The organism is Acidithiobacillus sp. (assembly GCF_023256195.1).
Classification (GTDB): domain Bacteria; phylum Pseudomonadota; class Gammaproteobacteria; order Acidithiobacillales; family Acidithiobacillaceae; genus Acidithiobacillus_A.
The window spans coordinates 52,417-74,687 of record NZ_JAGDWX010000013.1 but is presented as its reverse complement, the minus strand read 5'-3'; the positions used below and the strand labels follow the sequence as shown (position 1 = coordinate 74,687).

Here is a 22,271-nt window from a genome sequence, read left to right as displayed (position 1 = left end):
CATCCTTTAACAGGCGCTCAAACCCAAGCGAAAACTGAGATCGGATTCTAGCGCGCGGCTGGGTCCAGGGTCCAACCACTGGAGAAATTGTACGTGTAGACGGTGGGCGCCACCGCTGAGTTTGGGGTAGGCCCCGCTGCCGTCGTCTTCCACCACGACCGTCGCCAGTACCATTGGCTGCCGTGGATTCAGGGGTAGGGCGAAGCGCCCGCCGCGGCTGCGCTCCAGCGACCAGGCCTGGGATTCACGCAGAAAGGCAAGGATCAGGGCCACGCTGCGCTCCAGGACGATCAGCTCGGCTCGCCAGCGTTGCAAGCGTTCGGCGATGAGTTCCGGCGATTGCTGCTGCCAGAGCGCCAGCAGCGGGATGTCGCAATCTGCGAGACCCCCGGCCACGGCCATGCGTCCCCGGGCCAGCTGCAGGATTTCCTGGTGGCGCAGGGATTCGCCGAGGGCCCGGGGCATTTCCCGAAGCTGCTGCAGCTGACCGCGACACTCCTCCTGCCAGTGCGTCAGAGCGGCATGATCGGCCTCGGGACTCTTGGCCCAGAGTTGCAGGGTCTGCAGCAGCCGCTCCAGCTCCAGGATCAGATCGAGGCGCAGTTCAGGGCGCTGACAGAAATCCAGCAACTCGAGAAAGGCGCGTAGATGACTGCGCAGGTTTCGGGGGTCCGGCGTATCGTCCAGACCGGCGAACACGCTCTCCAGACGCAACAGATTGCGGGTGCGCTCCTGCAGTGGGAATTCATAACGGGCCATGGCGATGGATGTTCCAACGGTAGCGAAGCGGCAGGGCCTGGCCTGCTCCACGAAGCAGGGTGCCACAGGCAGGGGTCCGGCGCAAAATCAGGACGGTGTCCGCGGTGTGCTCTGGAGGCTGTCCCACCAGGCGCGAACCTGCGCCGCAAAGGCCGCCTCGCCGCCGTCGTTGTTGATGACCCAGTGGGCGGCGGCACGACGGTGGGCGGCGTCCGTCTGACGTGCAAGTACGGTGGCGATTTCCGCATCGGACCAGTGCGCGCGCGCGCGCAGACGTTGCCACTGGGAGTCACGGGAACAGTCGATGACGAGGATACCGTCCACCAGCCTGTCGTAGCCGCTCTCCAGCAGCAGCGGGACCACCCAGATGAGCACATCCGGAGCCTCGTCCTGTGCTTCCAGAGCGTGGCTGCGTTGCAGAAATTCGGCGCGGATCCGCGGGTGCAGCAGTGCCTCCAGCCACAAGCGCTCCGTCCCTTCGGAAAAAACGCGGCGACGCAGCCAGGCACGATCGAGACTGCCGTCGGGCAGCAGACACTCTGGGCCATAGCGATCGCGGATGTGCTGCCAGGCCTCCGTGCCCGGTTCCACCAGCTCGCGCGCGATCACATCAGCGTCCAGGAGTGTGGCCCCCGCCGACTGCAGTACCCGGCTGGCCGTCGATTTGCCGCAGGCAATGCCGCCCGTCAGACCGATCCGACGCACCCTTCAAGGCCCCAAGAGCCGCAGATAGGCGGCGATGATCTCCTGCGGCCACAGCAGCATCAGCGCGGCACCCAGCGCGAGATAAGGACCAAAGGGAATGGCGTAATCACGGCCCTTGCCCAGCAGGAGATAGAGGGTGGCGATCAGGCCACCGGTGATGGCGGCGATGAACAGGGTCATGGCCATGCCCTGCCAGCCGAGCCAGGCGCCGATCATACCCAGAAACTTCAGGTCGCCGCCGCCCATGCCGGGTCGTCGGGTGATGGAGAAGTAGGTCGCCGCCAGCAGCCACAGCACACCGTAGCCCAGCAGCACCCCCAGCAATGCGCTGAGCGGACTGGTCAGGGCGATCCCAGGCCACCAGATGCCCAGGCCGTTGAGCAGCAGACCCAGGAGGATACCGGGCTTGGTGATGCGATCGGGCAGGAGCTGCGTTTCCAGATCGATCCAGGTAAGGGCCAGCAGGCTCCAGGCGAACAGCAGTGCACCGGGCAGACGCGCGCCCCAGCCGAGTCGCCAGAATACCAACAGCGCCAGCACTGCGGCGAGGATCTCCAAGGCAGGGTAGCGCCAAGGGATGGTGACGCCGCAGGCGCGACAGCGACCGCGCAGCCACAACCAGCTGAGAACGGGGATGTTTTCCCAGGGCCGCAGGACGTGACCGCACGCCGGGCAGTGAGAAGCGGGATGGACGATGGATTCGCGTCGCGGCACCCGATGAACCACCACATTGAGAAAGCTGCCCACCAAGAGGCCGGCAAGGGCGATCAAGAGCATCTCAGGAATCAAGAGCCGGTCCTCCTTGGGCGAGGCGCAGACGTAGGGATTGCAGACTGATACCCAGGGTCCGGGCGAGCTCCTCGGGGCGCTCCCTAAATCGGATCTGCAGCGATGCAAGATACCGGGATTCCGCCTCGGCCAGGCGCTGCGCGAGGGCCGTATCCGCCCCCGTCGGCGTGTCGGGCAGCGACGGAAGCGGCGCCGTCGTCGTCGGTGTGGGTTCCAGATCTTCCCGTCGCAGAAGCGGCCGCGACTGCAGCGCCAATGCCCGCTCCAGCAGGTTCTCCAGCTCGCGCACGTTACCCGGAAAGTCACGGGTGGACAACCAGGCCAGCGCCTCGGGCTCGAGGCTGGCGATGGGGCGCCCGTGGCGCTGGCAGAGGCGCTCCAACAGGGCCTCTGCCAGTACGGGAATATCTTCGCGGCGCTCGCGCAGAGGTGGGATCTCCACCGGAACGACATTGATGCGGTAGAAAAGGTCTTCGCGAAAGGTACCTTCAGCTACCATGCGCCGTAGATCGCGGTGTGTGGCACAGATCAGACGGATATCGACGCCGATCTCGCGCAGGCCTCCCAGGGGTCGCACGACCCGCTCCTGCAGTACCCGCAGCAGCTTTACCTGCGTGGTCAAGGGCAGTTCGGCGATTTCATCGAGAAAGAGCGTGCCGCCATTGGCCGCCAGGAAGAGCCCTTCACGCCGCTGCACGGCGCCGGAATAGGCACCTTTTTCGGCTCCGAAAAACTCGCTCTCCATGAGGTTTTCGGGGATGGCGCCACAGTTCACGGCGATGAAGGCCTTGTCCCGGCGCGGGCTCGCGTCGTGGATGGCCTGGGCTACCAGCTCCTTACCCGTGCCCGACTCGCCGCGGATGTGGACAGGCGCGTTGCTGCGCCCCAGCAGGCGGACGCGCTCGCGCAGAGCCACCATGGCTGGGCTGCGTCCCACCAGGCGCTCGCTGAGGTCTTCCACCTCGCGCGGCAGTTCGCCCAGGGCGATGGCCTCGGCCACCAGCCGGCGCAGGCGGGCCAGTTCGATGGGCTTGGTCATGAAGTCGAAGGCGCCGGCGCGCATCGCTTCCACGGCACCCTCTGCCGAGGCATAGGCGGTGATCACCGCGACGGGCACCTGAGGATAGCGTTCCCGGATCTTCTGCAGAAGCTGCATGCCGGAGCCGTCGCCCAGACGCAGGTCCGTCAGGCACAGCGACGGCGGACCGGCGGCAAGGGCAGCAAAGGCTTCCGCGAGACTGTGGCAGGCCAGGACCTCAAGACCCATGCCCTCGAGGGTAATGCCCAGCAGCTCGACGATGGTCGGCTCGTCGTCGACGACCAGAGCCTGGTGCTTCTGCCTGTCGCTGGCACTCAATGGAGCGATCCCCCTCCGTCCCAGGCCGGCAGTTCCAGCTGGAACTCTGCGCCGCCCTCCCTGTGGTTTCGAGCCTCTATATTACCGTGGTTGAGGCGCAGAAGCTCGCGCACCATGGACAGCCCAAGGCCCGTGCCGCGGGCATCGCTGGTGAAGAAGGGCTCGAAGATCCGCTCCAAGGATTCTTCCGGGATTCCCGGACCATGATCGCGCAGACGTATCTCCACGAAGCCGTTGCCCGTGCTGCGCCAGGCAATTTCCACCCGAACCTCCGTGGCACCGGCACCCGCGTGCTGGGCGGCGTTCTGCAGCAGATTGGCAAAGATCTGGCGCAGATGGGCGGGGTCGGCGAAGGCCACGGGCTCGCCGCCGACCTTACGCAGGTCGATGCGCAGCGTCGCCAGACGCGGGTCGGCAGACAACTGCTCCAGCAGCACCGGCAGCCAGCTTTGCAGGACGATGGGTTCCGGGTGTGCCGGACGCGGTCGGGCCATTTCCAGAACGGAGTCGATGATGCGATCGATGCGCAGCGTTTCGCGCTCCAGAATACGAAAAAGGTGGAGAGAACCCGGTTCGTCCTGTACGTATTCCCGCAGCAGGTCGGTAGCGTGGCGGACCGAACTCAGAGGATTGCGGATCTCGTGGGCAATGTTGGCGGCCAATCGCCCCAACGCGGCCATCTGCGCCTCGCGTTCGCGTTCGCGCAGCTCCGTCGCATCCCGCAGAATCAGCAGACGGTAGGGACCCTGAGGCAGGGCGATGAGACGGATGAGCAGGCTCAGTCGCTCGCCTCCCTCGATGGCTACCAAGACCTCCCGACTCTCGTGCAGTTCGCCCTGGCGCAGCGCCGCCGCCAGGCTCGGCTGCACCACATCCAGGGCCACGGGCACGTCCTGCCAACGCTCATAGCCGGCAAGACGGCGGCCGGCGGGATTGCTGAGTACCACCCGATTCTGCCGATCGAGCACCAGCAGGCCGGAGTCCACCTGCTGGATGATCTCCTGATTGAGGAGGTTCAGGTTCCCTAGTTCGACATCCCGCTCCCGCGTCAGGCGATTGCTGCGCTCCAGGCTGACCACCAGACTGTCGGCCAGAAAGGCCACGGCGACCAGTGCCAGTAGATAGACGAGCAGCTGTCCGAGGGGCAGGCGGGTATGCTCCGGCCCGAGCAGGAAGAACTCCACCAGCAGCAGGATCAGCAGGAGCCAGACAAAGAGGAAAGCGCCGCGACCGCGCAGGAGCTTGGCCGTGGAGATCATCAGCAGTAGCGGCAGGATGGCGAAGGGCCCGGCGAGACCTCCGCCGTAGTGCAACAGCAACAGCACCACGAGGCTATCGCCAGAGACCTGCAGCCAGGGAAAGGCTGGGTGATCGGCAAGTTGGCTGCTGACGCGCAAGATGCCGAGGTAGAGGAGGCTCAGGCCCACGGCGGCCCAGGCGACATCGATGAGGGCGGGGAGATTCTGCGGCGGCAGCACCAGATCACTGCGACCGAGGGGCAGCTGCAGCAGGACCAGGAGCGCTGCGGCGATGAGCAGGCGGTAGGTGGCTACCCCCCAGGAGCGGCGGCCCGTGGCCGCGAAGGAGGACCCGCGGTTCACAGGTTGGTGACGCGCAGGACCTCTTCGAGACTCGTCAGCCCCTCGCGTACCCGCTTCAGACCGGCCTGGCGCATGTTCAAGACGCCCTCGCTCTGCGCCTGGCGCGCGAGGTCCATGGAGGTACCGCCGCGCATGATGATCTCGCGCATGGCGTCGCTCACGGGCATGACCTGATACAGACCGATACGGCCCTTGTAGCCGGTCTGATTGCACTCATCGCAGCCTTTGGGACCCAGAGGGCGCCAACCCTGCAAATCGTCGGCGGCGAAGCCCGCCTCCAGCAGGGCCTGCTCGGGAATCTTCAAGGGCACCTTGCACACCGGGCAAAGTTTGCGGGCGAGACGTTGCGCCATCACCAGGTGCACGGCGCCGGCGATGTTGTAGGTCGGAATGCCCATGTTCTCCAGACGAGTGAGACTCTGGGGCGCATCGTTGGTGTGGAGGGTGGCGAGGACCAGGTGGCCCGTCTGGGCAGCCTTGATGGCCGTCTCGGCCGTCTCCAGGTCGCGCACCTCACCCACCATGATGATATCCGGATCCTGACGCAGAAAAGAACGCAGTGCTGCCGCAAAGTTCAGCCCGATGCGCTCGTTGATGTTGACCTGATTGATACCGTAGACCGGAATTTCCACGGGGTCCTCGGCGGTACTGATGTTGACGTCGCCGGTATTGAGGATGTTCAGGGCGGTATACAGGGTGGTGGTCTTGCCGGAGCCCGTGGGCCCGGTGACCAGGATCATGCCGTAGGGGCGGTGGATGGCATCTTCGAAGGCCTTGCGCTGCTCCGGCAAGAAACCCAGAGCCTCGATGGGCACCTTGGAGCTGGCCGGGTCCAGCAGACGCAGGACGATGGTCTCGCCGAAATTGGTGGGCAAGAAGGACACGCGGAAGTCGATGATGCGTGCCGGCGGCACCCGCACCCGCAGACGCCCGTCCTGGGGTAGGCGCCGTTCGGAGATGTCCAGCTTGCACAGGATCTTCAGGCGCGAGGTGATGCCTTCGCGCAGCGCGATGGGCGGGTGCAGTACGTCCTGCAGCACCCCGTCCAGGCGATAGCGCACGCGGATGTCGCGCTCGTAGGGTTCGAGGTGGATATCGGACACCCCTTTCTGGATGGCGTCCAGGAGCAGCTGCTGGACGAAGCGCACGACGGGGGCGTCTTCTACTCCCTCGGTGTCGCTGCCGAGGTCGAACTCGTCCGCGTCCTCGGTTTTCTTGCTGTCATTGACGAAGAGATCCTCGAGCTTACCCTGCATGCTGCTGGTAAAGGCGGCCACGGCCTTGGACAGCTTGTCTGCCTCTACCAGGATGGGGGTGACCTGGAGGCCGGTGTTGAACTTGACCTCTTCGATGGCCTTGAAGTCCGTGGGATCGGCCACCGCCAGGAACAGCATGTCGCGGTGGCGGGACAGGGGCAGGACCTGGTGACGCGCCATGAGCTGGCGGTCGACCTTGGCGACCACGGTGTCGTCTATCTGCACCGCCTCCAGATCCAGCATGGGCACGTTGTAACGATTGGAAAGGTAGGCCATGAGGGCTGGGGCCTTGACGGCGCCCTTGTCCACCAGGTGGAAAAGCAGGGGTCGATTGCCGCGCTTGGGGTCACCGGCCAGCTCGCGCAGCGTTGCCTCATCGCCCAGACCTTGGGCCGCCAGGGCCCGCAGCATGGGATTGAGGGTCAGGGTGTCTGGGCTGAGAGCCATTGGCGTAAACGCTCCTCGACGGGTTCCGGATCGGGCATCACTCCCGTCCACAGGGAAAAGCTTTCGGCCCCTTGCTCCACCAACATGCCGAGACCGTCCACCACCCGCAGACCACGGTCCAGCGCCGCCCGAATCAGGGGGGTGTGCAAAGGGTTATAGACGATATCGCAGACGCTGCCAGTGGGGTCCAGAAGCTCCAGGGCAAGTTCGGGATGGCTCTCGCCGTGCAGGCCGCGGGCGGTGCAGTTGACCACGAGACCCAGGTTGGGAAGGTGTGGGCGCAGGCTCTCCGGGCTCAGGGCCAAGGCGCGCAGAGGCAGGTGCGGGAAATCCTGTACCATGGAGTGCGCCCGCGCGAGGTCCCGATTGGCGAGGAGAATCTCTGGCACCCCGGCGCTGCCCAGGGCGTGGACGATGGCGCGCGCCGCCCCGCCCGCGCCGAGGATCAGGGCAGGCCGCAAGGCCCAATGATCGCCGGCGTGCCGCTGCAGGGCACGCAGGAAGCCCGGGGCATCGGTATTGTCCCCGCGCAGCCCGTCCGCCTCGAAGCGCAGAGTGTTGACAGCGCCAATAGCGGCGGCGTCCGGAGCGATCTGCGTGAGGTAAGGCAGGACCGTCTCCTTGTGGGGAATGGTCAGGTTCAGACCGCGCACGCCCGCGGCCCGCAATCCGGCCAGCACGAGACCCAGGTCCGTGCTGGTCGTGGGGAAGGGGGCGTAGACCAGGTCCTGTCCGGTCTGCGCGGCGAACAGGCGATGCATCCAGGGCGACAGACTGTGGCGGACGGGGTCGCCCAGGATACCGCATACCATGGCTGCGCCGCTGGGGCTGGGAACATCGTCGTGCATGATCACGGATTCTCGCCCATGCAACGTAATTTCGCCAGTAATTCCGCCCAATTGCTGCCCGGCAGGATAGTTCCCAGCACTATCGGCTGCCGCTGCCCCGTCACCTCGTGCAGGTCCAGAGCGACACCGCGCAGGCAGCGATCGCCGAGCCAGGCGAAGGCCGCCGCCTCCACGGCGAGATGCGGCAGGCCACCCTCCGGTGTGCCTTTGTAGAGGGGCAGATGGGGTAGGCGGTTGGCCAGCAGCGCCATGAGGAAGACGTTGTCGGCACCACCCCCAAACACCCAGAGCCCTTCCGCCGGCGCTGCCCAGGACTCCAGGCTCGTGGCAATGCTCTCGACGGTGAGCGCCGTGAGGGTGGCCAGAAAGTCGGCGGCACGGAACGGCCAGTCTCGCCACAGCGACCGTACGAGCTCTGCCGAGAAGTCCTCGCGCCCGGTGCTCTTGGGCGGCGGTCTGCGAAAGTAGTCCCAGGACAGCCAGTTCGCCAGGACCTCGGTGCGGACCTCACCCTGGCGCGCCCAGGCCCCGTCCGCGTCGTAACGCTGCTGCCCGCCACTCAGCAGCACTACCGCTGCATCCAGCAGGGCGTTGCCGGGACCGCAATCCCAGGCCAGAAGCGGACCGCCATCCTCCCGACCCGGCAGGACCGTGAGATTGGCGATGCCGCCAATGTTCAGAAAGAGGCGCGTGCGCTCCGCAGCGAAGAGGGCCTGTTGAAAGGGTGGCACCAGGGGTGCTCCCTGGCCACCGGCAGCCACATCGGCGCGGCGAAAGTCGTGGACGACGGTGAGGCCGGTGGCGACCGCAAGATCGGGCGCGGCGCTGAGCTGAATGGTGAAAGCGGGCTCATGCCGGGGCCGGTGGCGGATGGTCTGGCCGTGCACCGCGATGGCATCCACCCTGCCCCAATCGGCGAGGCAGGCAGCGGCGAAGCGAGCGTGTTCCAGGCCAAGCTCCCGCTCCAGCTGGGCGGCCGTTTCGAGGTCCTGCAGGGCGTTGGCGGCGACGATCCGCCCCTGCAAGGAAGCGGGATAGGGGTGGTGTCGGTGTCCCAGAAATACGGGACGCCCCTCGCTACCGCATTCCAGCAGGGCCGCGTCGATGCCGTCGGCGCTGCTGCCGGACATGAGCCCCAAAAGGCGCAGAACCTCGGCGCCAAGGCTGGCGCGCTCAGTGCCCTGGGTTCCCGGAGTCAATCGTGCTCGTGCGCCCCTGCGCCGTGGGGGTGGCCGTGTGCCAGCTCTTCCGCCGTCGCCGCGCGCACATTGCGCACGACGATGTCGAAGTTCAGGGTCATTCCGGCCAGGGGGTGATTCAGGTCTACCGTAACCTCACCCCCCTCGATCTCGATGATGGTTGCCAGCCGCGGACCCTCTTCCGTGTCGGTCTCGAATTGTGCTCCCACCTCGAGGGTTTCGGGATCGTCGAAATCCGACACCGAGACGATTTCCACCAGGTCCTCGTCCCAGTCCCCGTAACCCTCCTCGGGGGGGATGGTCACTTCCAGCCGGTCCCCTTCCTGGTGCCCGGCCAGAGCCTCCTCGAGGCCCGGTATGATACCGTGATGGCCGTGCAGGTAGACGAGGGGCTCCTCGCCTTCAGAACTGTCGATGAGCTCTCCCTCCTCGTCGGTGAGAGAGTAATCGATGGTGACGACGGTATCCTTGGCGATGATCATGGTGGCGGGTCCTCGGCTCGCAGGTTGAGGTGGCAGAATCCTTCAGGGAGTCTAAACCTTGTGCGGCGACGGGGAAAGCCGTCTTGTGTGCCGCAGCGGCGTCAGTCGTCCCAACCCTGCCAGTGTGGTGCGAGAATGCGGGCAAAATCCGCGATCCACTGAGGATCGTCGTTCAGTGCCGGAATGTAGTGCATGTCCCCGCCGCCCGCCTCGATAAAGGTCTCGCGCCCTTCGACGGCGATCTCGTCCAGGGTTTCCAGGCAATCGGCGCTGAAGCCCGGACACAGGCAGTCGACCCGACCGACGCCCGCCTTTCCCAAGGCTTCCAGGGTCTTGTCCGTGTAGGGCTGCAGCCACTTGGCTGGGCCAAAGCGGCTCTGAAAGGTCTGCAGGTAGCGCTCTGAATCCAGTCCAAGGGCTTCCACGAGGAGGGCCGTGGTGTGTTCGCATTGGCTCCGGTAGGGATCGCCCAGGGCGACACAGCGTTCCGGCAGGCCGTGGAAGGAAATGAGCAGCCGGTCCGGCTCCCCATGGGCCTGCCAGTGCTCGCGCACGCTGCGTGCGAGATTGGCGATATAGAGCGGGTGATTGTGCCAGTCGCGCACCAGGCGTAGGGCGGGAATCTCGCGCCAGCCCATGAGGGTGCGGGCGACGGCATCGAAAGTGGAGGCCGTCGTAGCCGCGGCATACTGGGGGTAGAGGGGTACCACCAGGATCTTGCGACAACCCGCGTCCCAGAGCCTCTGCATGCCCTTGGCCACGGACGGATTGCCGTAGCGCATGGCCAGCTCCACCTGCACCCTTCCCGCCCCTTCGCCATCCCAGATCTCCTGCAGCCCACGGGCAAGCCGCTGACTGTAGACGAGCAGGGGAGAGCCTTCGGGCATCCACACTCGAGCGTAGGCCCGCGCCGAGCGGGCCGGCCGAGTTAGGAGGATGGGGCCGTTGAGAATGGGCCACCACAGGATGGGCGGAATCTCTACCACCCGGCGATCGCTCAGGAATTCCCGCAGATAGCGGCGCAGGGCTGGAGTGGTGGGGGCATCGGGGGTGCCCAGATTGACCAAGAGTATGCCGATCATGGTGTTTGCTCCAGAAAGAGGGACACGGGCGCGTGATCCGAGGGGCGTTCCACAGCCCGCTGCTCACGATGCACGACCACCCGACGTACCTGTGGCCACAGGGCCGTGGATACGAGGATGAGGTCGATGCGCAGACCGCGATCGCGGCGAAAGCCGGCGGCGCGATAGTCCCACCAGGTAAATTCCCGACCCTCTGGATGGAGAGCTCGGTATGCGTCCACAAGCCCCAGTTCCTCCAGAGATCTCAGGGCGGCGCGCTCGGGGGGAGAACAGAGGATATCCTCGCCCCAGGCCTCGGCGTCGAAGACGTCCGAGGCGGCGGGGGCGATGTTGAAGTCGCCCAGTACCACCAGCTGCGGCCAGCGCATCAGGGCGTCCCGCAGATAGTCGCGCAGGGCCGCCAGCCAGCGCAGCTTGTAGGCATACTTATCGCTGTCCAGGGCCTGGCCGTTGGGCACATAGACATTCACGACGCGCAGCGCCCCATGGCTGGCCGCGCAGAGGCGGGCTTGGGGCTGCGCGTCGCCGTCGGCCAGGCCGCATTCCGGATCCCCCAGAACCCCGCGACTGAGCATGGCCACACCGTTGTAGGCGCTCTGACCGTGATACAAGGCCGTGTAGCCCCGCGCGTGCAGGGCCTCGGTGGGAAAACGCTCGTCCGGAAGCTTGGTTTCCTGCAGACAGAGGAGGTCGGGCTGGTGGTCCTCGAGAAAGGCTTCCACCTGAGGCAGGCGTACCTTCAGGGAATTGACGTTCCAGCTCGTGATCTGCACGCGGCTAGGCCGTGGCGGCGGTATCGGCAATGCTGGGGCGTTGGCGCATGCGCTGATACCATCCCATCAGCTCCGCAAACCCCAGCAAAAATTCGGGGGCGCGCAGATCGACATAGGCGATGGCGGCGATGGCCGCTATTTCCGGCAGCTCCAAGTGCTCGGTCTTGTCCTTTTCCTGCCACTGCGGCACCTGCGCCTGCAGCATGGACAGGGCGGTGATCACCTTGCTGCGCATTCGCGCCAGCAGGGCAGCATCCTGACAGTCGCTGCTATGCCGCTGTTCCATGACCCAGGTGATGGTGCTGTCCATGATGCCATCGGCCAGAGCCTCGCCGCGCAGGGCGCGCAGGCGGCCCGGCAAATCCGCCGGAATGAGCGGGGGCTGCGGGTGGGCCAGGTCGAGATACTGGACGATGACGCTGGAATCGTAGACCGGCGTGCCATCGTTCAATACCAGCACGGGAATCTTGCCGAGGGGGTTGACGGTCTTGACGGGGTGGTCCGGGCTACGCAGATCCACCCACTCCAGATCGTAGGGAATGCGCTTTTCCGCCAGGACGATGCGTACCTTGCGGGCGTAAGGGCTGGTGGGCGTGGCGTACAGGCGCATGGTGCTTCTCCTCGCAACGGGTGGGACCAGATCCCGACAGCAAACGACTTTCTGCTATCATGACCGAGCCCGACGACCATGCCAAGACCAAAGGCGCCCGTGAACTACAGCCACGACCATCATGCCGGCAATGCCGCCGACTGCTTCAAGCATCTCACCCTGAGTCTCGCCCTGGAACGTCTGCTGCAGAAGGATTCCCCCCTGTTCTATCTGGAGACCCATGCCGGTGCTGGCCACTATCGGCTGACCAGCGAGGGCGAGAACCGTCTGGGGGTGGACAAGGTCTGGGTCGCGCGTCGAGAACTGACGGGCCTGTCGCCCTGGCTCGACCTGCTGAAGGAAGGGGCTGAGGACGGCGTCCTGCAGCACTACCCGGGCTCACCCGTCATCGCCGCCCGCCTGCTGCGTCCCCAGGACCGCATGGTGCTGGCGGAGACGGTGGCGGGCGTGCGTGAACGGCTGCGTGAGGCCCTGGGCGGGCGGGGACGCACCAGCGTGCTGGGCGAAGACGGTTACGCGGTGCTGCGCGCCCACCTGCCGCCGCCGGAAAAGCGCGGACTGATACTCATGGATCCGCCCTTCGAGCGCCGCGACGAGTGGGAGGCCCTGGCCAGCGCCATCCTTACCGCGCACACGCGCTGGCCGCAGGGCTGCCAGATCGTCTGGTATCCCATCAAGGTTCGCGGTATGATCTCGCGACTTTTTCAGGCCCTCCAGCGCACCCTGGATTTCGAGGTGGTGGAACTGCGCCAGGAACCGGAAATCGGCGGCGCCCATCTGGTAGGTTCCGGTCTCATCCTCGTGCGCCCACCCTGGGGTCTGCGCGAGCGTCTCCTGGCCGCCCTGGCGGCGCTGGGACCGGTGCTGGCCCGTGGGGGATTCTGGGATCTCTCCTACCGCGCCCTGCCCCGAAGCGTTCCCGCCCGGGAGGACACGCGACCAGCGCGCCGCCACCAAGCCACCGTCAAGGAATGAGCGACCATGCCGACCCTGCCCGACACTCAGCACATCCGTAAGCTGCACTTCTATGGCGGACCCACGGCCGCGTTTCAGGGCGAGATGGAAAACAGCGCAGAGCAGGCGCGCAGCGTCCAGGTGCTCTACCACCTGGCACTGCGCCACGGCGTCATCAGCCCCAGTGCCGCCCGCGAGGGTCTGGCCCTGCTTCCCGAGGATCGGGCCGACGCTGCGGCCGGTCGCGTGCTGTTGCAGCGGGTGCTGGAGGATGGCGATTTTCTCGCCGTCCGGGTGGTGCGCTGAGTGCGTCTGTACAGCTGGAATGTCAACGGCTGGCGAGCGGCCCTCCGGCACGGTCTGCGCGACTGGGTGGCGGCCACGCCCATGGACGTACTCTGTGTCCAGGAAACCAAGGTCCAGGCGCAGCAGCTGGATGCGGAAGAGGGACGTCTGCCCGGCTTTGAGAGCCTGTGGGCCGAAGCGCAGCGGCCCGGCTACAGCGGCGTCGCCACCTTTTTCCGCGCTCCCTGCAAAGCCCTGCGCAGCGGTATCGGCCGCGCCGATTTCGATGCCGAGGGGCGGGTCGTGGTTACCGATTGCGGCGACTTCGACCTCTACAATGTCTATTTTCCCAACGGCAAGAAGGATGCGCAGAGGCTCGCCTTCAAACTGGAGTTCTATGCTTTTTTCCTGGAGCAGGTGCTGGCCGTGGTGCGCCGGGGACGACCGGTGATTTTCTGCGGCGACGTCAATACCGCCCACACGCCCCAGGATCTGGCCCGGCCCGAGGCCAACCGCAAGGTTTCGGGCTTCCTACCGGAAGAACGCGCCTGGCTCGACCGCTGGCAAGACGCGGGCTTCGTCGACAGTTTCCGCCACCTCCACCCCGAGGCGCGCACCTACTCCTGGTGGAGCCTACGCAGCGGTGCTCGGGAGCGGGACGTGGGCTGGCGTCTCGATTACTTCTGGGTACACGAAAGTCTGCTGGGACGCCTCAAGGGGGCTGGCATCGCCACCGAGGTACGCGGGGCGGACCATTGTCCCGTGTGGTTGGAACTGGACTAGGAGCGCCGATGGAGCGCCGACAGTACTTGGCCTTGGGCGATTCCCTGCGCCGCATCGGCGACTTCTGCCGCTATGGCTGGAGCCGCTTCAGCGCCGCCGCCATCGATTGCAGCCAGGGTTTCCAGACGCCCCGGGCCGAGGCCTGCGCCCTCGTTGCCCGCCGCCTCGACCTGGAACCCGAGGATCTGCCGGAGGTCCTTTCGTGCCGGGTAACCCGGTCCGAGGCGGAGCGGATTCTCGACGCCTTCTACCAGCGCGAGATCCTGCGCCGACCCACTGCCTATATTCTGGGCGAGGCCTGGTTTGCCGGCCTGCGTTTCGCCGTGGACGAGCGCGTGCTCATTCCCCGCAGTCTGCTCGAGCCTTTCATCGAGGAGGGTTTTGCCCCCTGGGTGCGGGCCGAAGGGGTACGCCGCATCCTCGAGATCGGCACCGGTTCCGGCTGCATGGCCGTGGCCCTTGCCTTACGATTCCCCGAGGCCACGGTGGATGCGGTGGATATTTCCCCGGAGGTGCTGGAACTGGCGGCCGAGAACGTTCGTCGTCACGATCTGGAGGAGCGCATACGCCTCTACCCGTCCGATCTCTTCAGCGCCGTGGGCGATGCCCGTTTCGATCTCATCGTCAGCAATCCGCCCTACGTCGATGCCGCCGCCATGGCCCAACTACCCCCGGAGTATCGGCACGAGCCGCGCCTTGCCCTGGCCGCCGGTGAGGACGGCTTGGACTGCATCCTGCCCCTGCTGGATCAGGCCCACGCGCATCTGCTGCCGGGTGGCGCTCTGGTGGTGGAAACGGGTGATGCCGAGCACACCCTGCTGGCGCGCGACCTTCCCTATCCCCTCATCTGGCTCGAGCATCCGGCGGGTGGCTCCGGCGCCTTCGTGCTGTTGGAGGGTGGGGGCCTGCTGGCGGATCGCTGAGCCTGGGATTGCTTCAGATATCCAGGGCCAGCACCTCCAACAGGGCCTGCAGGGCACGGGAGCGCCGTTCGCCGATGGGATAGACGAGGTAGAGGTCCCAGAACAAGCCGCGGGGCGGGTCCAGATGCAGGGAGGCCAAGGGCCAGTGGACCTTGTCCAAGGCCTCTACGGAGCCGAAGCCAAGACCTAGGCCCGCCGCCACCGCATCGCGCAGGGCCTCGATGCCCGTGACCTCCACGGCATACTGCGGTCGCAGGCCGGCGGCAGCCAGGGCCGCTTCCACCCGCTGCCGTACTCCGGAATGGGGTTCTCGCCAGACGATGGGCTGGGTCAGCACCGTCGGCCAGTCGACGCTCCGGCGACCGGCACGCACCCAGGGATGATCTCGCGGCAGTATGGCGACGATCTCGTCACGGCGCCAGGGGATCTGCCGCATCGAGCTGGGCAGGCTGCTGGCCGCCAGAGCCTCTTCCGTAAAGATGAGATCCCAGTCGGACCAGCGGATATCGCGCTCCAAGGGGCCGGCCTTCAGGCGCAGGCCGATACCCGGATAGCGGCTGCGGAACTCCGCCAGATGCTCCAGCAGGAAGTAGTTGGCCACCGTGCTGCTGGCGGCGATGCGCAGTTCGCCGTCGCGCAGGCTGTGGCGATGGGCGGACCAGAGCTCCACCTCGGCGAGGTCCTCGCGCAGACGCCGGGCCAGGGGCAGCAGGGATTCGCCGGCGGCCGTCAGGCGAATCCCACGCCCGGAGCGGCGATAGAGCGGCTCGCCCAGGGCGCGCTGCAGGTGTTGGAGGCGCTCGGAGACGGCCGGCTGGCTGCGATTGAGGCGCTGTGATCCCGCCGCCACGCCACCCGCTTCTGCAACTTCCAGAAAGATCAGGATATCCTCGGGTGAATATTTCACGATGGCAGAGCTGGACCCCGTAGCTGTAGATATCGGTAATTCCTATTTTAGAGCGTAAATATATCGACTTGTCCAATGGAATTCCGGGGTCTTAGAGTGACGTCATGACCGCCGATTCCCATGCCCTCAGTGGCGATGCCGATATTCGCCCCTTGCGCCAGTCCTGGCCGCTCTTCGTGGGCGTCGGTCTGGGTCTTGCCCTCGGCTCCTTCGAGGGCGCCGGGATCCAGGCCATTTTTCCCTACGTCGCGGGCGGGCTTGCCACCAGCAGCGATCATGCGCTCTGGACCTTGACCTACTTCATCGTCAATTGGTCGCTGGGCATCACCCTGATGCCCTGGACCACCGCCCGCTTCGGCATGCGCCGGGTCTTTCTGGCCGCCACCGTAGTGGCGGCCGTCGGTTCCGTCATCAGCGGCACGACCCACAATCTTTGGATCATGCTGCTCTCGCGAACCCTGGAAGGCTTGGCCGCCGGTCTGTTGGTACCCCTCAGTCAGAGTCTCTTTCTGCGCCACAGCCCCAAGAGCAAGCATGCCCTGGTCACGGTCTTCTGGAGCAACGCCATGCTGGTGCCCTTCTTCTTCGGGCCGGCCATCGGCGGCTGGCTGGCGACGGGACCAGGTTTTCGCTGGATCTTCTGGTTGTCCCTGCCGCTGTGGCTGGTGGCTGCCGTCCTGGGAGCCCGGGCGATCCCCGCCGAACCTGGCGACCCTACGCTGCCCGCCTTCGATCTCGTCGGTTTCCTGCTGCTCTACGCGGGCCTCATGGGTCTGCAGATCACCCTGGACAATGGCGAGCAGTATGGCTGGTGGCACTCGCCTCTGATTCTGCAGAGCAGCGTCTTTGCCCTGATCGCCTTCGTGCTCTTTGCCTGGCGAGAGAGCGAGGCGCGCCATCCGCTGCTGCGTTTCCACTATCTACGGCAGCGCAATTACTGGCTGGGACTCTTGCTGCTCTGCCTCGGCTGGGCCATGTTCATGGGCTGGGCTGCGGCCCTGCCGCTGTGGGTCGAGCAGAATCTGGGCTACAACGGTTTTTGGGGAAGCATCGTCCTGGTGCCCATCGCCATCGGCGCCATTCCCCTGTCCATAATCATGGATCGCCTGCGCGGCCTGGTGGGACTGCGGCGCCTGGCTGCCCTCTGTTTTCTGCTCTTTGCCGCCAGTTACGGCAGTTTTCGTCTGAGCCCCATCAGCAGCCTGGGGGACGTCTTCTTACCCATGTTGCTGATGGGCTTGGCCGTGGGCAGTCTGTTCGTGCCTCTCACCCTCATCCTGCTGTCGGAGGTGCCGGCGGCGGAGATCCCTCGGGCAGCCACCACCAGTAATTTCATTCGGGTCTTCAGTGCCAACATCGGTGTCAGCCTGATCAGCGTCTACTGGACCCGCGGCAGTGCCCTGGCGGCCACGCAGATGCGCGACGGCATCGATCCCTACCACCACAGCGCTTGGCCACTGTGGCAGCTGCAGCACCTCCTCGGGGTAGAGGCTGCAACCCTCAGCATGAATAATCTGCTGCGTCTGTGCATGTGGATCGCCTTGCTGGCGGCGCTCGCGGCCTATGTCCTCATCATCCCGCCACGCCGCATCGACCGGCCCGACATGCCCCACAACTATGTCGAAGAGGAGGAGCTGGAAACCGGCGCCTCGACGGCTCGGGATCTGCCCGCCAGTACCACCTCCTGACGCGGCCGCGGTATCTCGATCCCAGCGGACTCCAGAGCGTCGGCCAGCAGTCCGTGGTAGTGCGCGCGGGTTCCGCCCGGCCGCATCAGACCATCGCGGTTGACCCAGACGATCATTTCGCAGTCGTAGCCGGCATCGCCAAAAGCGACGATCCACAGACCCGGGCGATGCTGCTCGTCGTCCACCGTAAGGGGGGAGCGCCGTGCCGTTTCCACCACCAGCTCCTGAAGCCGCTTGCGGTCGGTCCCGTAGGGCACGCGAAAGGGGATGTGGAGGCGGATGACGGGTTCGTCGAGACTCCAGTTGATGACCTCACCGTTCACGAACTGGGAATTGGGGACCAGGATATCCACGTGGTCGTTGGTCTTGACCTGGGTGTAGCGCACGCTGAGCTTGGTCACCATGCCGTGCATCCCGTTCTCTTTGAGCTGGATGTAGTCACCCACCTTGATGCTGCGCTCGAACAGCAGGATCAGGCCCGAGGCAAAGTTGCTGAAGATGTTCTGCAGGCCAAAGCCCAGACCGACCCCGACGACACCGCCGAAGATGGCCAGGCTGCTCAGATTGACGCCGAGGGTCTGGAGCGCTACCAGCAGGCCAAAGGCAATGATGAGGTAATAGCTGATGCGAGAAATGGCATAGGCGGTGGCGTGGTCCATGCGCCGGCTCAGGACCTGGCGCAGCAGTTTGCGCAGACGGATGGCTCCCCACCACAGCACCACCAGGGTGAGTATGAACTCGAATATGGCCAGGGGGGTGACGTGGCCTTCACCGGGAAGGGTGATGGGTAAGGTCAGCCAGTGCCAAAAGAAGGACAGGGGGTGGGCATCCGACATCGTCACATTCCATGGGGCGCCGCTTGGACCAGGGTGGGCGCGCATCCTGTGGTCGCCGCCCGCGCCACTGCCGTTCATCGGCTACTTGCGGTACACTGCCGCAAAAATGCATCCATCTCAAGGCCTATCGTGAAAGCATTCGTCACCTCCGCGTTGTCCGCAGCCCTCCAGCAGCTGGTGGAGTCCGGCACCCTGAGCCAGGTTCCCGCATCCTTGGAGCTGGATCGCCCCAAGCAGGCGAGTCACGGGGATCTGGCCAGCAATGTGGCGCTGTTACTCGCCAAGGAGGCGCGCTGCAAGCCGCGCGAGCTGGCGGAGCGCATCGTGGCCGCGCTGCCGGAGTCGTCCCACATAGCCCGCTGCGAGGTAGCGGGGCCCGGTTTCATCAACTTCTTTCTGCGGCCGGAGGCATTTCAGGAGGTCGTGCGCCGGGTCTACGCCGAGGGGGAACGCTTCGGTGCCCACGACTTCGGGCAGGGTGAGACCCTGCACTTGGAGTTCGTCTCTGCCAACCCGACCGGTCCCCTGCACGTTGGCCACGGCCGCGGTGCCGCCTACGGTGCCAGTCTTGCCAACATCCTGCGCTTCTGCGGCTACCGGGTATTCTGTGAGTACTATGTCAACGATGCCGGCCGGCAGATGGATATCCTCGCCGCCAGCGTCTACCTGCGCTATCTGGAGAGCGCCGGTCACCCCTTGCCCTGGCCTTACCCCAGCAATGCCTATCGCGGCGACTACCTGCTGCCCATTGCCGAGGCCTTGCGCCGGGAGTTGGGCGACCGTCTCTTACCCGCCGCCGCGCATCTGCCGGACCTCGGCCGCTTCGCCGATCCCGACGAGGCCATGGATGCCCTGATCCAGCAGCTCAAGACGGATCTTGGTGCCGATTATGCGCCCCTGCACCGGGCCGGTCTGGAGACCATTCTGGCGGACATCCGCGCGGATCTCGCCGAATTCGGAGTCCACTACGACGGTTGGTATTCCGAGCGCAGCCTGATGGACAGCGGCGCCATAACGCGCGCCGTGGAGGCCCTGACGGCCGCCGGACACACCTACGTCCGGGATGGTGCCCTGTGGTTCCGCTCGACGGCCTATGGCGACGACAAGGATCGCGTGCTCCGGCGGGACAATGGCGCTTATACCTATTTTGCCTCGGATGTCGCCTACCATGCCGACAAGTTCGCACGCGGCTTTCATCGGCTCGTGGACATGTGGGGCGCCGACCACCACGGCTACGTGGCGCGGGTGCGTGCCTCCTTGCAGGCCATGGGGCTCGATGAGGCGGCCTTGGAGATCCTACTGGTGCAGTTTGCCATCCTCTACCGCGGCGAGGAAAAGGTATCCATGTCCACGCGTGCCGGCGAATTCGTCACCCTGCGCCAGCTGCGAGCAGAAGTGGGCAACGACGCCGCCCGTTTTTTCTACGTGCTGCGACGTGCCGATCAGCACCTGGACTTCGATCTGGAGCTGGCCAAGCAGCGCAGCGAAGAAAATCCGGTCTACTACATCCAGTACGCACACGCCCGCGTCTACTCCCTCTTCCGCCAGGCCGAGGAACAGGGTCTGTCGACGCCGCAGGAGCAGGTCCCGGAGCTTGCGCCCCTGCAGGATGCCCGCGAGCTTGCCCTGGCGGATCTGCTCTGGCGTTTTCCCGAGGTCGTCGGCATCAGCGCCCGGGCGCGGGAGCCACACCAGATCGCCTTCTATCTCAAGGAACTGGCCGCCGCCTTCCATACCTATTACAACGCCACCCGCATCCTGGTGGAGGAGAGCGCCATCCGCCATGCCCGCCTTGCTCTGGTCAGGGCCGTCGCCCGTACCATTGCCAATGGTCTGACTCTGCTGGGTGTCAGCGCGCCCGAGCGGATGTGAGCGGCCTCGTGTTTGGTCTCGACCGCGCCCCCGCTGGCCATGCGTGACTACAAGAGCCACAGCAGCCGTCCCGGTGCGCCGACGCCGCGGCCTTTGCCGCCAAGGGAGCGCGAGGACGAGGAGCCATCGGGGCCACCACCGTCCCGCCGCCGCTGGCCCTGGCTGCTGATTCTGTTGATCCTGCTGCTGAGTGTTGCCACTTGGTGGTGGCTCGCCCAGCTACCTCTGGATCGCGGTCAATTGGGCCTGCTCAAGGTACCGCAGAAGCCCGTCGCCCCAGTGGACAGCGGGCAGGAGACACCGGCGGTGGCAGGGCCGCTCTCCACGGCTCCGGTTACCACCGGGGCGGCGAGGTCTGCGAGTACCACCACCGCTGCTGCCGTCTCAGCGCCCGCAGCGGCAGCCTCCAGCCCCACCGCCTCCGCCGACAGCGCGGTAGATTTCAATTTCTATCGGATCCTGCCGCAGATGAAGGTGGAGATCCCCAAGGATATCCTCGGCAGTGGTCCGGGCATTCCCGACACCGCCGCCACGCGCAGCAACATCGCCCTCAAACCCGTCGTCATCCAGGTGGGTGCCTTCAGCAACCACGGTGCAGCGCGGGTCTTGCAAGAGCGTCTCGCGCTCCTCGGCGTCTCGACGCACCTGCGTGAGACCCAGGGTGAGGATGGCCAGGCCCTCTACAGTCTGGTCAGCAATCCCTTCCCCTCACTGGTGCAGGCGCAGCCGGCCTTGACGCGGATTCGCGGGCTCGGACTCACGCCCGTACTCAGTTCGGCGGCACCGGATGCGCCGGACCGGATCAGTTCGACGTCGCCCTCCGCTCCAGATTCTCGATGACCTGCGCCGCGGCTGCCCCGGCCAGCACCTGACGGATGCCCGGCAGATAAAAGTTGCAGGTCTCCACGGCGTGCAGCAGATAGGGTTTCAATATCTCGGCGTCGACACAGCGCTCGGGCAGCTGCACGCTGTTCTTGAAATTGAGCTCCTGGTCGCTCAGGTCCAGTTCGAAGTTTCCAAGAGGCAGGCCGTAGTTGGCCCGAGTCAGAAACTCCATGAGCATTCCTAGGCGAGCCTGAGGAATATCCAGCTCCTGAGGTCGGACATAAAAGAGGATGCGCTCGCGTTCGGCGTGTACGTGGCAAAAAATCTCCAGCGGGCCATTGGGCACCGCCAGGGCACAGCTGTAGACCGGATAGTCGGGGACGGCGCGGGCCGGCCAGTTCAGTTCAGCAAAAAGGGCGGCGACCGCCTTCATGGCTTCCATATCATGCTCCTGGGGTATCGAGGGCCTCGGCGAGGCGGAAAAAATCTTCGACGCTTAGGGTTTCCGCGCGGCGTCCCGGATCGATATCCAGCCGCTGCCAGATCTCGGCCGGCAGATGCCCGCGAAAGTTGTTGGCCAGGGTCTTGCGCCGCTGGGCAAAGGCCTGGCGGACGAGCTCGGCAAAGCCTGCCTGCTGCGCCGGGGGGATGGGAGCGGGACGGCGCGGCACGAGACGCAGGAAGGCCGAATCCACCTTGGGTACGGGATAAAAATTCCCGGGCGCCACGGGAAAGAGCATCTCCACCCGACAGTAGGCCTGCAGCATGACCGAAAGGCGCCCGTAGGTGCCGCTACCGGGCGCGGCGACGATGCGTTCCACGACCTCCCGTTGCAGCATGAAGTGCATGTCTTCCACGGCCTGCGCCTGTGTCAGGAGGTGAAACAGCAAGGGCGTGGAAATATTGTAGGGGAGATTGCCGACGACGCGCAGCCGCCGGCCGGCAGTGGCGGCAAGCTCGCCAAAATCCACTTTCAAGGCGTCGGCGTGGACGACCTCCAGACGCTCTGCAGGGGCCAGATCCCGCAGCAGGGGCAAGAGCTCGCGATCCAGTTCGATCACCTGCAGCTTCTGGTCCGGGGCAAGGGCTGCCAGCAGCGCGCGGGTCAAGGCACCGCGACCAGGGCCGATCTCGACGAGGGCATCGCCGGGACTCGGGCCGAGCTCCGCGACGATTCTCTGGACGACGGCCGGCTGCACCAGAAAATTCTGGCCGAAGCGCTTCTTGGCTCGGGGGGCGGGCTCTGCTTGCATTCTTCTCGGTCCTTCATGCTATATTCAAGCGACGCCT

23 protein-coding genes are annotated in these 22,271 nt (G+C 65.7%); 7 read left to right on the top strand and 16 right to left on the bottom strand.

Going from position 1 to position 22,271, the window contains the following annotated elements:
- Nucleotides 1–6: 6 nt before the first annotated feature.
- The 12 genes from zapD to Q0C23_RS02705 form a co-directional block, all read right to left on the bottom strand.
- Nucleotides 7–759 (bottom strand): cell division protein ZapD, encoded by a 753-nt coding sequence (gene zapD / locus Q0C23_RS02760; protein WP_291510853.1) that lies wholly within the window; start codon nucleotides 757–759, stop codon nucleotides 7–9.
- 87 nt (nucleotides 760–846) lie between these two features.
- Nucleotides 847–1,464, bottom strand: coding sequence for a dephospho-CoA kinase (gene coaE / locus Q0C23_RS02755; RefSeq protein WP_291510852.1), 618 nt, complete (start codon nucleotides 1,462–1,464; stop codon nucleotides 847–849).
- A 3-nt stretch (nucleotides 1,465–1,467) separates the two neighbouring features.
- Nucleotides 1,468–2,253: an A24 family peptidase gene (locus Q0C23_RS02750; protein WP_291510851.1), complete on the bottom strand. Its 786-nt coding sequence runs from the start codon at nucleotides 2,251–2,253 to the stop codon at nucleotides 1,468–1,470.
- A complete protein-coding gene (locus Q0C23_RS02745; protein WP_291510850.1) occupies nucleotides 2,243–3,610 on the bottom strand; it encodes a sigma-54 dependent transcriptional regulator in 1,368 nt (455 codons plus the stop codon). Before Q0C23_RS02745 ends, Q0C23_RS02750 begins: the two co-directional genes overlap by 11 nt.
- A complete protein-coding gene (locus Q0C23_RS02740) occupies nucleotides 3,607–5,211 on the bottom strand; it encodes an ATP-binding protein (RefSeq protein ID WP_291510849.1) in 1,605 nt (534 codons plus the stop codon). The genes Q0C23_RS02745 and Q0C23_RS02740 overlap by 4 nt, the downstream gene beginning before the upstream one ends.
- Nucleotides 5,208–6,914 carry a type IV-A pilus assembly ATPase PilB gene (gene pilB / locus Q0C23_RS02735; RefSeq protein ID WP_291510848.1) on the bottom strand — a complete coding sequence of 569 codons (1,707 nt, stop codon included), beginning with the start codon at nucleotides 6,912–6,914 and terminating at the stop codon, nucleotides 5,208–5,210. The genes Q0C23_RS02740 and pilB overlap by 4 nt, the downstream gene beginning before the upstream one ends.
- Nucleotides 6,890–7,762: a shikimate dehydrogenase gene (gene aroE / locus Q0C23_RS02730; protein WP_291510847.1), complete on the bottom strand. Its 873-nt coding sequence runs from the start codon at nucleotides 7,760–7,762 to the stop codon at nucleotides 6,890–6,892. Before aroE ends, pilB begins: the two co-directional genes overlap by 25 nt.
- A 2-nt stretch (nucleotides 7,763–7,764) precedes the next feature.
- Complete coding sequence (locus Q0C23_RS02725; protein WP_291510846.1) at nucleotides 7,765–8,961, bottom strand: anhydro-N-acetylmuramic acid kinase; 1,197 nt, start codon at nucleotides 8,959–8,961, stop codon at nucleotides 7,765–7,767.
- Nucleotides 8,958–9,443: a peptidylprolyl isomerase gene (locus Q0C23_RS02720; protein WP_291510845.1), complete on the bottom strand. Its 486-nt coding sequence runs from the start codon at nucleotides 9,441–9,443 to the stop codon at nucleotides 8,958–8,960. Before Q0C23_RS02720 ends, Q0C23_RS02725 begins: the two co-directional genes overlap by 4 nt.
- Before the next feature lie 101 nt (nucleotides 9,444–9,544).
- On the bottom strand, nucleotides 9,545–10,525 hold the full coding sequence (gene hemH / locus Q0C23_RS02715) for a ferrochelatase (RefSeq protein ID WP_291510844.1): 981 nt from the start codon (nucleotides 10,523–10,525) through the stop codon (nucleotides 9,545–9,547).
- Nucleotides 10,522–11,298, bottom strand: coding sequence for an exodeoxyribonuclease III (gene xth / locus Q0C23_RS02710; protein ID WP_291510843.1), 777 nt, complete (start codon nucleotides 11,296–11,298; stop codon nucleotides 10,522–10,524). The genes hemH and xth overlap by 4 nt, the downstream gene beginning before the upstream one ends.
- Nucleotides 11,299–11,302: 4 nt before the next feature.
- The gene (locus tag Q0C23_RS02705; RefSeq protein WP_291510842.1) at nucleotides 11,303–11,908 is read right to left on the bottom strand and encodes a glutathione S-transferase N-terminal domain-containing protein; all 606 of its coding nucleotides are present in this window, start codon (nucleotides 11,906–11,908) and stop codon (nucleotides 11,303–11,305) included.
- 99 nt (nucleotides 11,909–12,007) lie between these two features.
- Between Q0C23_RS02705 and rlmJ the strand changes: the two genes are divergently transcribed.
- From rlmJ to prmB, 4 genes are read left to right on the top strand one after another with little or no spacing between them, the layout of a single operon-like run.
- Nucleotides 12,008–12,883, top strand: a complete 876-nt coding sequence (gene rlmJ / locus Q0C23_RS02700) for a 23S rRNA (adenine(2030)-N(6))-methyltransferase RlmJ (protein ID WP_291510841.1) — start codon at nucleotides 12,008–12,010, stop codon at nucleotides 12,881–12,883.
- Nucleotides 12,884–12,889: 6 nt separating this feature from the next.
- Nucleotides 12,890–13,168, top strand: coding sequence for a DUF2322 family protein (locus Q0C23_RS02695; protein WP_291510840.1), 279 nt, complete (start codon nucleotides 12,890–12,892; stop codon nucleotides 13,166–13,168).
- Complete coding sequence (locus Q0C23_RS02690; protein WP_291510839.1) at nucleotides 13,169–13,930, top strand: exodeoxyribonuclease III; 762 nt, start codon at nucleotides 13,169–13,171, stop codon at nucleotides 13,928–13,930. It begins immediately after the preceding gene.
- 8 nt (nucleotides 13,931–13,938) lie between these two features.
- Entirely contained in the window at nucleotides 13,939–14,853 is a 915-nt protein-coding gene (prmB, locus tag Q0C23_RS02685; RefSeq protein WP_291510838.1) for a 50S ribosomal protein L3 N(5)-glutamine methyltransferase, read from the top strand.
- A gap of 13 nt (nucleotides 14,854–14,866) precedes the next feature.
- On the opposite strand, the gene Q0C23_RS02680 is transcribed toward prmB, so the two are convergent.
- Nucleotides 14,867–15,760, bottom strand: coding sequence for a LysR family transcriptional regulator (locus tag Q0C23_RS02680; RefSeq protein WP_291510837.1), 894 nt, complete (start codon nucleotides 15,758–15,760; stop codon nucleotides 14,867–14,869).
- A 104-nt stretch (nucleotides 15,761–15,864) separates the two neighbouring features.
- On the opposite strand from Q0C23_RS02680, the gene Q0C23_RS02675 reads away from it, so the two are divergent.
- Nucleotides 15,865–17,448, top strand: coding sequence for an MFS transporter (locus Q0C23_RS02675; RefSeq protein WP_291510836.1), 1,584 nt, complete (start codon nucleotides 15,865–15,867; stop codon nucleotides 17,446–17,448).
- On the opposite strand, the gene Q0C23_RS02670 is transcribed toward Q0C23_RS02675, so the two are convergent.
- Entirely contained in the window at nucleotides 17,376–18,284 is a 909-nt protein-coding gene (locus Q0C23_RS02670) for a mechanosensitive ion channel domain-containing protein (protein WP_291510835.1), read from the bottom strand. The two genes, Q0C23_RS02675 and Q0C23_RS02670, sit on opposite strands and share 73 nt — an antisense overlap.
- A gap of 129 nt (nucleotides 18,285–18,413) precedes the next feature.
- Here Q0C23_RS02670 and argS point away from each other — a divergent pair, with 129 nt between their 5' ends.
- Both argS and Q0C23_RS02660 read left to right on the top strand, forming a co-directional pair.
- A complete protein-coding gene (argS, locus tag Q0C23_RS02665; protein WP_291510834.1) occupies nucleotides 18,414–20,156 on the top strand; it encodes an arginine--tRNA ligase in 1,743 nt (580 codons plus the stop codon).
- Between the two features lie 39 nt (nucleotides 20,157–20,195).
- Nucleotides 20,196–20,996 (top strand): SPOR domain-containing protein, encoded by an 801-nt coding sequence (locus Q0C23_RS02660; RefSeq protein WP_291510833.1) that lies wholly within the window; start codon nucleotides 20,196–20,198, stop codon nucleotides 20,994–20,996.
- On the opposite strand, the gene Q0C23_RS02655 is transcribed toward Q0C23_RS02660, so the two are convergent.
- Entirely contained in the window at nucleotides 20,959–21,423 is a 465-nt protein-coding gene (locus Q0C23_RS02655) for a YbjN domain-containing protein (RefSeq protein WP_291510832.1), read from the bottom strand. The genes Q0C23_RS02660 and Q0C23_RS02655 overlap by 38 nt on opposite strands.
- A 1-nt stretch (nucleotide 21,424) precedes the next feature.
- Entirely contained in the window at nucleotides 21,425–22,234 is an 810-nt protein-coding gene (rsmA, locus tag Q0C23_RS02650; RefSeq protein WP_291510831.1) for a 16S rRNA (adenine(1518)-N(6)/adenine(1519)-N(6))-dimethyltransferase RsmA, read from the bottom strand.
- Between the last annotated feature and the right edge of the window lie 37 nt (nucleotides 22,235–22,271).